Origin of the sequence: Vibrio mediterranei (genome assembly GCF_013364395.1) — a bacterium.
In the GTDB taxonomy this organism is placed as follows: domain Bacteria; phylum Pseudomonadota; class Gammaproteobacteria; order Enterobacterales; family Vibrionaceae; genus Vibrio; species Vibrio mediterranei.
In genome coordinates this window covers 2,833,427-2,845,716 of the sequence record NZ_JABXGK010000001.1, presented here as the reverse complement: position 1 = coordinate 2,845,716, position 12,290 = coordinate 2,833,427, and the positions used below count along the sequence as shown (strand labels likewise).

Genomic DNA, 12,290 nt, shown 5'->3' with positions numbered 1-12,290 from the left:
TATTAAACTGTGGCAAAAACTATTCAAGCAATCCGAGGCATGAACGACTGCCTCCCAACACAATCTCCACTTTGGCAAAAAGTTGAGAATACAGTGAAGCATGTTGTTAGCGCATATGGTTACAACGAAGTACGTATGCCTATCGTTGAAATGACCCATCTATTTAGCCGCGCTATTGGTGAAGTGACTGATGTGGTCGAAAAGGAAATGTACACCTTCGAAGACCGTAATGGCGATAGCCTAACGCTTCGTCCTGAAGGCACGGCTGGTTGTGTCCGTTCTGGTATTGAAAACGGCTTGCTATATAACCAAGAACAACGTCTTTGGTATATGGGCCCAATGTTCCGCCATGAGCGCCCACAAAAGGGTCGTTACCGTCAATTCCATCAATGTGGTGTGGAAGTCTTTGGTCTAAATGGCCCTGACGTCGATGCTGAGCTTATCATGATGACTGCGCGTCTATGGCGTGAGTTGGGCATTGCTGAACACGTACGTTTGGAACTGAACTCTATCGGCTCTCTAGAAGCTCGGGCTGATTATCGTACAGCATTGATTGCTCACTTAGAGCAGCATATTGATGTTCTTGATGAGGATAGCAAGCGTCGTATGTACACCAATCCGCTACGTGTTCTAGATAGCAAGAACCCAGATGTACAAGCGATTTTGGTTGATGCTCCTGAACTGTCAGATTACCTCGATGCAGACTCAAAACAACATTTTGCAGGTCTTTGTGAACTTCTTGACGCAGCAGGAATCGAATATACGGTAAATCAACGCCTTGTTCGTGGGTTGGATTACTACAACCGCACGGTATTTGAGTGGATCACCGAAAGTTTAGGTGCTCAAGGCACGGTTTGTGGCGGTGGTCGTTATGACGGACTGGTTGAACAACTAGGTGGCAAAGCAACGCCAGCTGTCGGTTTTGCTATGGGCTTAGAGCGTTTGGTACTAATGATGGAAACGCTTGAGCTGACTGATGTTCGTCGTAGTGTTGATGCTTACGTAGTGACTGCGGGTGAAGGCACCATGATGGCAGGTATGAAGCTAGCCGAGTCTTTACGTGAAGCTATCCCTGGTATTCGTGTCATGAACCACTTTGGTGGTGGCAACTTCAAGAAACAATTTAAGCGTGCAGATAAAGTTGGCGCAGTATACGCTCTAGTGCTAGGCGAGAATGAAGTGGCCGAGAATACGGTCGTGGTCAAAGATTTGCAGGGTGGTGAGCAAGAAACTATTGCTCAAACTGAGTTAGCCGCTAAATTAGCAGATATTATCTAGTTTATAGACTGACGTTGATTGAACGTATTCGATAGATGAATCAATCAACGTTAGTGACGAATTCTTTTAAGAGGACAGGAAGTGGAACTCTACGATTCTGAAGAACAACAAGTAGAAGCAATCAAAGATTGGTGGAAAGAGAACGGCAAAGCAGTGGTTCTGGGTGTTGTTGTTGGTTTAGGTGGTTTATTTGGCTGGCGTTACTATCAAGACTCAGTAACGTCTGCGCAAGAAGCTGCTTCTGAACAGTATACCAAAGCGGTAGAAGCTATTGCCGCTAAAGGCACTGACGCAAGTGGTGACGTGCAAGCATTTATCGATGGTAGCAAAGACACTGAATACAGTGTTTTGGCTTCACTACAACTAGCGAAAGTTCAAGTAGAAGCTGGTGAGCTTGAAAAGGCTCTTGAGCAACTGCAATGGGCACAAAGCAAAACTAAAGATGCGGCGATCACTCCGCTAGTGACTTACCGTATTGCTCGTCTAATGGCGGAAACAGGTAACGTTGATGGTGCGCGTGCTGAACTTGCGAAAATTACCGATGACGCATGGGCAGGTCGAGTGGCCGAGCTGCGTGGTGATATCGCAATTCGTGACGGTGACCGTGATGCAGCTTACACTGCTTATACTGAAGCACAGCAAGCGCAGGACGCAAGCCAAGGGCTACAAATTAAACTGGACGATCTTGCCAAGTAAGGGCCATAACCGATGAATAGAGTCGTAAAGAAAGTACTGCTTTCTATTTCGGTACTGGGAATTCTTGCAGGGTGTTCTAGTGAAGAAGATACCGTCATTATGGCACCACTGCCAAAAGTACAAAGTGAGTTCACGCCTCAGTCGGTATGGTCTGCAAGTATTGGTGATGGTGTTGGTCAGTTCTTCTCCAAGCTCTCTCCAATTTACGCCTATGACAACTTATTTGTTGCTAGCCGAGACGGAGTGGTAAAAGCGCTTGATCCAGAAACGGGCAAGACGCTTTGGGAAGTTAATGTTGCTGGTGAGACATCGGCTCGACTTTCTGGCGGTATTGCCGCAGCGTATCAAAAGCTTTATATCGGTAGCGAAAACGGTGAGGTCATTGCGCTCGATGTCAAAACGGGCGAAGAAGTTTGGCGCGCTAAAGTGAATGGTGAGGTGCTTGCGAATCCGGTAGCGGATGCAAGTTTAATCATGGTTCATACCAGTCAAGGCTTGTTGGTTGCATTGGAACAAACGTCGGGAGAAGAGCGCTGGGCGATCAGTACCGATGTTCCAAACCTAACTTTACGCGGTGACAGTGCACCAGCTACCGTATCAGGTGGTGTTTTCTGGGGCACGGCCAATGGACGTTTAGCTGCTGCTATCGTCGAACGTGGACAGTTGATTTGGCAGCAACCTGTAGGTACGCCAAAAGGTGCTACAGAGATCGATCGCTTGGTTGATGTGGATTCATCTCCAATCATTTTAGGTGGCACACTGTTTACAGTGGGTTTCAATGGGCAGTTAATTTCTATCGATCTACGTTCTGGTAACCCTATTTGGAAACGTAACTACTCATCAGCAACGGATATGGCGACGGATAACCGTAGTTTATTCTTGGTGACAGATAATGATCATGTAGTAGCTGTTGATGCTCGCAGTGGTACTGAGCTGTGGGAAAATAACCAGTTGGAAAACCGACTGCTAACAGCACCTGTTATTGTTGATGGTTACATCGTAGTAGGTGATAGCTTAGGTTACTTGCACTGGATTGATCGAGAGTCAGGTGAGTTTGTAGCACAGCAACTCATCAACGAAAGTGGCCTTTCTGTTGGACCAACTAAGGTACCTGAAGGCTATGTTTTAGTGACTCGTGATGGTGAAATAAAGAAACTCACTATCAACTAGAAAGCGTGATATAATTCACAAACGGCTCCTGGCTGATCTCAGTTAGGAGCCGTTTTATTGCTGCGAAGCAAAAGGATCTTTTCGAGCTCGGATAGATGGATTAATTTGTGGTTATAGGAAAACGTGAGAATTTTACCTATAACTACAATTAGAAGATAAGTGTAGAGGTTTATATGGTACCTGTTGTTGCCCTAGTTGGACGCCCGAATGTGGGTAAGTCGACCCTGTTCAATCGATTGACGCGTACGCGTGATGCTCTTGTTGCGGATTTTCCGGGGCTAACACGTGACCGTAAATACGGTCAGGCGAAACTGGGTGAGCATGAATTCATTGTTATTGATACCGGTGGTATTGATGGTACTGAAGAAGGTGTTGAAACAAAAATGGCGGAACAATCGCTAGCTGCGATTGATGAAGCGGATGTCGTGCTTTTCCTAGTGGATGGCCGTGCAGGTTTAACGTCGGCTGATGAAGCTATTGCTCAACACCTGCGAAAAATTGAGAAGCCGTCATTCCTAGTGATTAACAAAGTTGATGGTATTGATGCTGATGCTGCCAGTGCTGAGTTTTGGCAACTTGGTGTAGAAGACATGTACCACATCGCAGCGGCACACGGTCGTGGCGTTACTGCACTTATCGAACGCGCACTTAACCCATTTGCAGAAAGCTTTGTTGAACAAGGTGAAATTGAAGATCTGACTGAGTTTGAAGACGAAGACGAGAAACTTGATTATACCGAAGAAGAAGCGGAAGAAGAGTTTAAGCGTCTTCAAGATCAACCAATTAAGTTGGCTATCATTGGTCGACCTAATGTGGGTAAATCAACGCTGACCAACCGTATTCTTGGTGAAGAGCGTGTCGTAGTTTATGACATGCCGGGTACCACTCGCGATTCTATTTATATTCCTATGCAGCGTGATGATCGTGAGTATGTACTAATTGATACTGCTGGTGTACGTCGTCGTCGTCGCATCAACGAAACGGTTGAGAAGTTCTCAGTGGTTAAAACCCTGAAAGCAGTAGAAGATGCAAACGTTGTATTGCTCGTTATCGATGCTCGTGAAAACATCTCAGATCAAGACTTAAGCCTCCTTGGTTTTGCGTTAAACTCTGGTCGCTCTATTGTGATCGCTGTGAACAAGTGGGATGGTTTAGATACTGACGTGAAAGAACACGTTAAGAAAGAGCTTGATCGTCGTCTTGGTTTCGTTGACTTTGCTCGTATCCACTTTATTTCAGCTCTTCATGGTACTGGTGTTGGCCACTTGTTTGAATCTGTTCAAGAAGCTTACAAGTCTGCGACTACCCGTGTGGGTACTTCGGTACTGACCCGTATCATGAAAATGGCGACGGAAGATCACCAGCCACCTATGGTTCGTGGACGTCGTGTTAAGTTGAAATATGCGCACGCTGGTGGCTACAACCCACCAATCGTTGTGGTTCACGGTAACCTAGTCAATGAACTACCAGATTCGTATAAGCGTTATTTAATGAACTATTATCGTCGTTCTTTGGAAATCATGGGTACGCCAATTCGTATTAACTTCCAAAGCAGCGATAACCCATTTGAAGGTAAGTCTAACAAGATGACCCTTTCACAAGAGCGTAAACGTAAACGCTTAATGACGATGATGAAAGGTCGTCCTAAAAAATAAATCGAAATTAAACAACGCCCTCTGAGTACAGCGGGCGTTTTTTGTTGCAAGGAATAATCATACCGTGTTTACCGCTAGTAAAATTCACTTTTGTCATCAAACTTGGCAGCTAGACAGCGCAATTCAATTGATCGATGAGCATTCTGATTACACCGATATTGTTGTAGACAGTACGCCATTTCACCCTGTAAGTCACATATGGCCTGATCATCCGGCAGACAAAGGTTATTTGCTAGCGGAAGGTCAACAACTTGAAGTCATAGATTGTCTTGTTGGTGCTATCGAACTGGATACCAAAACACTGTATGTCGGCAGCGCGATTCCCGTAAAACGAGACTGTGATGGATGGGTATTTGTTGTTGTTCATCGAATCGCGAAAGGACCAGAACTTTGTGTTGGCCAGGTCATTACATTGGAAGTGGACAAAGCCTATCAACAAAGTTTGAGCAGAGGACATAGTGCCGGACATATCGCCTCTCTTGCACTTAACAAAGTGCTAGCTGCGTCATACTGGAGAAAAGAAGCAGACCGAAAAGATGGTTTGGCCCACTATGATTTTAATAGTTATGCTCAGGAACAGAGTGTGGTATCGCCAAACCGATGTTTTGACCGATATCGCCTTGGGAAAACGCTAAAGAAACGTGGATTAAATACCGTAGAGGTGTTGACAGACTTACAGAGAATTGAAGATATGACTAATCAACAGTTAGCTGAGTGGTCACAAGAACCCTCTGAAGTTTCAATGCAACTTGAAGGTCCATTTTTGACCAGTTCAAGATATTGGCACTGCACTCTTGATGGCGTCGACGTCGTGATGCCTTGCGGTGGAACGCATATCAATCATATGGATGAATTGATTAACCTTAGAGTCGAGCTAAAAGCCGTAGATTCGTCTTATATCGAAATGCATACCCATGTAAGTGACTAATTCGAGAAATGATCGTTTTATTAAATTCTTCATAGTGTCATTTATCAAGCCTTGCGTGGAATAATAATCTAAATTAAATCCAAATGCAGAATATGTAACTTATGCTTTCGGTATGTGGTTATATAAATGTTCTTTTAAGAGCAGATCGCTGATCAGATTAGATTAAGGGGAAGATCTAGGGAAGATCTAGAACAGCATCGTATTGTTGTTCGTCCCTTTGACCATACGACTAAATATTAAACTGGTCAATAGATCATCTATCCGTACGTTGTGTTATTATGTGTCGGTTACGCATACTCAATAAGAACGACAATTCTGCGGATTTATGACGAAAGATTTGCTGATAGATGCCCATAAGGGCATGAACTTACTCTTGAAAGAACTTGCTCTGGGGTTGCCAAAACCCCAATTGGAGGAGCGAATCATTAAGTTAACAGAGCGCCTGTTTAAGGATAAACGCGCCTCAATATTAACGTTAGATCAAGAGACACATCGACTGTACAGCACTTCAGCACCTAACTTGCCTGACTTTTACAACGATGCTATTGATGGGATCGAAATAGGAGAAGGAGTAGGTTCCTGCGGTGCGGCTGCCTATTTAAAACGTTCTGTTATCGTCTCTGATGTCAAAAGCCATAGTAATTGGCAGCCTTTTGTTGAACTTGCGACACAAGCAAATATTAGAGCATGCTGGTCTGTGCCAGTGATCTCTACACAAGAGCACGTATTGGGTACGTTTGCACTATATAGCTCATTGCCCTCTGATCCCCATGCTATTGAACTGGAGATACTCGAGTCTATTGCCGCGGTTTATTCTGTGGCACTAGAGAAATATGCTTTAGAAGATAAACTCAACTACCAAGCTAAGTTTGATTCTCTGACTCAATGCCTGAATCGTCGAGCTCTATTAGAACGTGTCGAACAAAGTCATTGCTTTCAAGGCAATTTTCTTGGCTGTTTCTTCATAGATATCGATAAATTCAAACAGGTAAATGATGTATATGGACATCAATTTGGCGATAAGGTGTTGGTTGCTGTCGCGCAAAAATTACGTTTGCTATTACCTGACCAAGCTGTGTTAGGTCGATATGGTGGCGATGAGTTTCTTGCGTTTAGTTGCTTTCCTAGTCAGGAAGATTCCAGAACTTTTTACGAGACATTGCAGTCAGAATTGAATCAACCTGTCACTTTAGAAGAGACTAACATCGGTGTTAGCGTTGGGTTTGCAACTAAAGAATGTTGTTCAGACATGACGATTGACCAATTGATCCGTTTAGCGGATACCGAGATGTACAAAGTCAAACGTAAAGCTAAGTTAGAGAGTTTATTCCTATCTCGTGGCTAAACGTTTTCCTAACGTTAAAGAACGTCTTATGGCAGTTGCCTAGTATCCTTTAGGTGTTCGAGATAGAATATCAATATTAACATCTACTAATATTTAGGTGAGATATGAACTTCGCAGACAACGAGTGCCCAGATTGCAAGGTCGCTTTAGATTGGGACGGGCAGTATTTCTGTAAACAATGTACTAAACACTTTGTCAAAATTGGTTATTGCCCAGATTGCCAAGCTGAAATGGAAAAGCTTCAGGCGTGTGGTGCAGCTAACTATTTTTGTAACTCATGTAATGAACTAAAGTCCAAATCTCGAGCAAGGTTTGAATTCCAACCAATCAAAGCTTAGTGAGATTGTCTAGTTAGGTTTGATATCGGTAACGGTAGAGACAAGAGTGCCATGCTCTACTTGAGTCGTCATTGTCGAGCCTATCTCTACCGAATCTACATGAGAAATGACTTTCCCATCCTCATCTTGAGTAATAGAGTAACCGCGCTTCAAAGTAGCGAGTGGACTCACCGTATCAAGCTTACCTACTGTTAATGCAAATTTATGCTTAGTTGAAGAGAGTTGGCGTTGCATCGCTTGCTCTAGTCGGCTTTCTAATTGAGTCAATCGATGCGATTGTTGTGCCAGACGAGTAACAGGAGATTGTAACTTCAGGCGATGCAGCTTGTTGGTTAACCTTAGAGTCTCTTGAGATAACCTTTGCTTCATTGCGGCATTAAGGCGGTACTCAAATTCATCCAGGCGTTGACTTTGGCGCTGCAAATGATGTTTAGGATGTTGATTGCTCAGGTCTTGCATCAACGAGGACAAGCGCTGCTTTTGCTCCGACAGATAAAGTCGAATGATGTTTCTCAGGCGCTGTTCTCTAGTGAGCAGTGACTCACGTTTATGAGAGGTATCATTGCTGACCAGTTCTGCGGCTGCACTTGGTGTCGGGGCGCGCACATCAGCGACGTAGTCAGCGATAGTGACATCAATTTCATGTCCGACCGCACTGATAATTGGTATTTGGCTGGCGGCAATGGTCCTTGCGACGATTTCGTGGTTGAAGCACCATAAATCTTCAAGGGAGCCTCCGCCTCGTCCGACGATTAACACATCACACTCGTTCCGGCTGTTTGCTCTGCCAATCGCTTGAGCAATCTCAATCGCAGCGTTATCTCCTTGAACCGTCGTCGGATAAATAACCACAGGTAAGGAAGGATCACGCCTTTTCAAAACATCTAAAATATCAAATAAAGCAGCGCCCGTTTTGGAAGTAATGATACCTACACGTTTTGGGTGGCTGGGCAATGGTTGTTTTAGTGTTTGAGCAAACAAACCTTCTGCAGCAAGTGACATTTTCAGCTTCTCAAACTCTTGCTGAAGTCGACCATCCCCCTCGGGTTGCATTGACTCAATAATGAGCTGATAGTCACCTCGCGGCTCATAGAGTGATAGTCTTGCTTTAACTAGTACTTGATTTCCATTAGCAGGTTTGAACGTTACACGGCGGTTGTTACCACGAAACATCGCGCATTTCACTTGAGCGCGAGAGTCCTTAAGAGTGAGGTACCAATGACCAGAGACAGGTGCAGAAAAGTTAGAAATTTCGCCGACTAACCACACAATCCCCATTTCATTTTCTAGCAACAAACGAACTTCAGAGTTCAGGCGTGACACCGTGTAAATGTTTTGATTACTAGACGTAGAATTAGAGCTTGATCGCGAGGATAGGGGCACAGCTAATCTCAAAGACGTGGGTATGGAAATTAGCGGCAATATAATACATATCAAGGGGGTAAATGCAAATAAAAAATATAAAAATGTGTAGCCAAGCGATTTCGTCGGGCGTATAATCCCACCGCAATATCTAATCCAAATGACCTTATTATGCGAAACGATAAGGGCGGATTATTCCTTCAACTCCTCTATTGTGAGATATTGCAAATGCTAAGAATTGCCAAAGAAGCGCTGACGTTCGATGATGTACTACTCGTTCCAGCTCACTCCACCGTTCTCCCAAACACAGCCGATCTTCGCACTCGGTTGACGAAGAATATCAGTCTGAATATTCCAATGATCTCTGCGTCTATGGACACAGTGACGGAAGCGCGTCTAGCGATCGCGCTTGCCCAAGAAGGTGGCATTGGCTTTATCCACAAAAACATGTCTATTGAGCAACAAGCTGAGCAAGTACGTCTTGTTAAGATCTTTGAAGCTGGTGTAGTAACAAACCCTGTTACTGTTCGTCCAGAAGCAACGATTGCAGATGTAATGGCGCTAACTGAAAAGCATGGCTTTGCTGGTTTCCCTGTTGTTACAGAAACGAATGAGCTTGTAGGCATCATCACTGGCCGTGATGTTCGCTTTGTTACTGATTTAAGTAAGAAAGTAGAAGTAGTAATGACGCCAAAAGCGCGTCTAGCATCAGTAAAAGAAGGCGCTTCTCGTGAAGAAGTGCAAGAAGAGATGCACCGTGCACGTGTTGAAAAAGTGTTGGTCGTAAACGATGAGTTCCAACTTACCGGTATGATCACTGCAAAAGACTTCCACAAAGCAGAACGTAAACCAAACGCATGTAAAGATGCGCAAGGTCGTCTGCGCGTAGGTGCTGCTGTCGGTGCGGGCGCGGGTAACGAAGAGCGCGTAAAAGCTCTAGTTGAAGCTGGTGTTGATGTGCTTTTGATTGACTCTTCACACGGTCATTCAGAAGGCGTTTTAACTCGCATTCGCGAAACACGTGAAGCGTACCCAGATCTCGATATCATTGGTGGCAACGTAGCTACGGCTGCTGGCGCGAAAGCATTGATTGAAGCGGGTGTTAGTGCCGTTAAAGTTGGTATTGGCCCTGGTTCTATTTGTACAACTCGTATCGTTACAGGTGTTGGTGTTCCTCAAGTTACAGCGATTGCTGACGCTGCTGGTGTTGCCAACGAGTATGGTATTCCAGTCATCGCAGACGGTGGTATCCGCTTCTCTGGTGATATCTGTAAAGCAATCGTTGCTGGTGCATCATGCGTGATGGTTGGCTCTATGTTTGCTGGTACTGAAGAAGCACCAGGCGAAGTTATTCTTTATCAAGGCCGTTCTTATAAGGCTTACCGTGGAATGGGTTCTCTTGGCGCGATGTCTCAAGGTTCATCGGACCGTTATTTCCAATCAGATAATGCTGCGGACAAGCTTGTTCCAGAAGGTATCGAAGGTCGCATCGCCTACAAAGGTCGCCTAAAAGAAATCGTTCACCAACAAATGGGTGGTCTTCGTTCAAGCATGGGTCTAACAGGCTCTGCGACTATCGAAGATATGCGTACTAAAGCAGAGTTCGTACGTATCTCTGGTGCTGGCTTAAACGAGTCACACGTACACGACGTTCAAATCACTAAGGAAGCACCAAACTACCGTCTAGGTTAATTACCCATAGACTGTAGTGATAACGTTGAGGGTCACAATTGACCCAGGTAAGTCTAAATCTTACGTAAACGTTTGCTTTTTTCCTTGATGCATAGATGTGAGGCGGGTAAACTCGCCTCCGTTCTCAATACTTAGCTTATAAGATTGCCCAAAATGACGAAAAATATTCATGACCAACGAATTCTGATTTTAGACTTCGGCTCGCAGTACACACAATTAGTAGCACGTCGTGTACGTGAAATCGGCGTTTACTGTGAACTATGGAGCTGGGATGTAGAAGAAGCGGATATTCGTGAATTCAACCCAGACGGTATTATTCTATCTGGCGGCCCTGAGAGTGTAACAGAGGAAAATTCTCCTCGTGCTCCTCAATACGTATTTGATTCAGGCGTTCCTGTTCTTGGAGTTTGTTACGGCATGCAGACAATGGCTGAGCAGCTTGGTGGCCGAGTAGCAGGTTCAAACGAACGTGAATTTGGCTACGCACAAGTTAAAGTATCTGGTGACTCAGCGATTTTCAAAGATCTTGAAGCGACTCAAGACGTTTGGATGAGCCACGGCGATAAAGTTGTAGAAATTCCAGCAGATTTCGTAAAAGTTGGTGAAACGGACACTTGCCCGTACGCTGCTATGGCGAATGAAGAGAAGAAATACTATGGCGTTCAGTTCCACCCAGAAGTAACGCACACTAAACAAGGCCTGCAAATGCTAGAGAACTTTGTTCTTGGTGCATGTGGCTGTGAGCGTTTATGGACATCAGAATCCATCATCGAAGATGCTGTTGCTCGTATTAAAGAGCAAGTAGGCGATGATGAGGTTATTCTAGGTCTATCTGGTGGTGTTGATTCATCGGTAGTTGCAATGCTTGTTCACCGCGCAATTGGCGACAAGCTGACCTGTGTGTTCGTTGACAACGGCCTACTTCGTCTTAACGAAGGCCAGCAAGTGATGGAAATGTTTGGCGATAAGTTCGGCCTAAACATCATCAAAGTTGACGCAGAAGAGCGCTTCTTGACTGCACTTGAAGGCAAATCTGACCCAGAAGAGAAACGTAAAACAATTGGTCACGTGTTTGTTGACGTATTTGATGAAGAGTCTAAGAAGCTTAAAAACGCGAAATGGCTAGCACAGGGTACAATCTACCCAGATGTTATTGAGTCAGCTGCTTCTAAAACGGGTAAAGCTCACGTTATCAAATCACACCACAATGTGGGTGGTCTTCCTGATGATATGGAAATGGGGCTTGTTGAGCCACTACGTGAATTGTTTAAAGATGAAGTACGTAAGATCGGCCTAGAACTGGGTCTACCATACAACATGCTTTATCGTCACCCATTCCCAGGACCAGGCCTCGGTGTTCGTGTTCTTGGTGAAATCAAGAAAGAGTACTGTGACTTGCTGCGCCGTGCTGATGCTATCTTTATTGAAGAACTGCACGCTGCAGACCTGTATAACAAAGTTTCTCAAGCATTTACCGTGTTCCTACCAGTTCGTTCTGTAGGTGTTATGGGTGATGGCCGTAAGTATGACTGGGTAGTATCACTGCGTGCTGTTGAAACCATCGACTTTATGACGGCTCACTGGGCACACTTACCATACGACTTCCTAGGTAAGGTTTCTAACCGCATTATCAACGAAGTTGAAGGCATTTCACGTGTGGTTTACGACATTTCTGGTAAGCCACCAGCGACAATCGAGTGGGAATAATCTCCGATTGTTGTCATTAAATAATAGAAACCGGCGCAAGCCGGTTTTTTTATGCATGCTAATTAATATCTGCAAATCATCAATCTTAGATTGCAAATAACGGATCTGCTCAATATCAC

10 protein-coding genes are annotated in these 12,290 nt (G+C 44.6%); 9 read left to right on the top strand and 1 reads right to left on the bottom strand.

What is annotated here, in order from left to right; genetic code table 11:
* Window positions 1–9: 9 nt before the first annotated feature.
* From hisS to HOP38_RS13200, 7 genes are all read left to right on the top strand, one after another.
* The gene (hisS, locus tag HOP38_RS13230; protein ID WP_006072564.1) at window positions 10–1,278 is read left to right on the top strand and encodes a histidine--tRNA ligase; all 1,269 of its coding nucleotides are present in this window, start codon (window positions 10–12) and stop codon (window positions 1,276–1,278) included.
* 81 nt (window positions 1,279–1,359) lie between these two features.
* The gene (locus HOP38_RS13225; protein WP_006072562.1) at window positions 1,360–1,974 is read left to right on the top strand and encodes a YfgM family protein; all 615 of its coding nucleotides are present in this window, start codon (window positions 1,360–1,362) and stop codon (window positions 1,972–1,974) included.
* A gap of 12 nt (window positions 1,975–1,986) precedes the next feature.
* Window positions 1,987–3,144, top strand: coding sequence for an outer membrane protein assembly factor BamB (bamB, locus tag HOP38_RS13220; protein WP_006072561.1), 1,158 nt, complete (start codon window positions 1,987–1,989; stop codon window positions 3,142–3,144).
* Between the two features lie 173 nt (window positions 3,145–3,317).
* Complete coding sequence (gene der / locus HOP38_RS13215; protein ID WP_198558215.1) at window positions 3,318–4,799, top strand: ribosome biogenesis GTPase Der; 1,482 nt, start codon at window positions 3,318–3,320, stop codon at window positions 4,797–4,799.
* A gap of 64 nt (window positions 4,800–4,863) precedes the next feature.
* Window positions 4,864–5,727: a hypothetical protein gene (locus HOP38_RS13210; protein ID WP_006072558.1), complete on the top strand. Its 864-nt coding sequence runs from the start codon at window positions 4,864–4,866 to the stop codon at window positions 5,725–5,727.
* Window positions 5,728–6,052: 325 nt separating this feature from the next.
* Window positions 6,053–7,072, top strand: coding sequence for a sensor domain-containing diguanylate cyclase (locus tag HOP38_RS13205; protein ID WP_198558214.1), 1,020 nt, complete (start codon window positions 6,053–6,055; stop codon window positions 7,070–7,072).
* Window positions 7,073–7,176: 104 nt separating this feature from the next.
* Window positions 7,177–7,410, top strand: coding sequence for a zinc ribbon domain-containing protein (locus tag HOP38_RS13200; protein WP_006072556.1), 234 nt, complete (start codon window positions 7,177–7,179; stop codon window positions 7,408–7,410).
* 9 nt (window positions 7,411–7,419) lie between these two features.
* On the opposite strand, the gene xseA is transcribed toward HOP38_RS13200, so the two are convergent.
* Entirely contained in the window at window positions 7,420–8,793 is a 1,374-nt protein-coding gene (gene xseA, locus HOP38_RS13195) for an exodeoxyribonuclease VII large subunit (protein WP_198558213.1), read from the bottom strand.
* Window positions 8,794–9,000: 207 nt separating this feature from the next.
* Here xseA and guaB point away from each other — a divergent pair, with 207 nt between their 5' ends.
* Complete coding sequence (gene guaB / locus HOP38_RS13190; protein ID WP_006072553.1) at window positions 9,001–10,464, top strand: IMP dehydrogenase; 1,464 nt, start codon at window positions 9,001–9,003, stop codon at window positions 10,462–10,464.
* Window positions 10,465–10,617: 153 nt separating this feature from the next.
* Window positions 10,618–12,171 carry a glutamine-hydrolyzing GMP synthase gene (gene guaA / locus HOP38_RS13185; RefSeq protein ID WP_062460684.1) on the top strand — a complete coding sequence of 518 codons (1,554 nt, stop codon included), beginning with the start codon at window positions 10,618–10,620 and terminating at the stop codon, window positions 12,169–12,171.
* The last annotated feature ends 119 nt before the right edge of the window (window positions 12,172–12,290 follow it).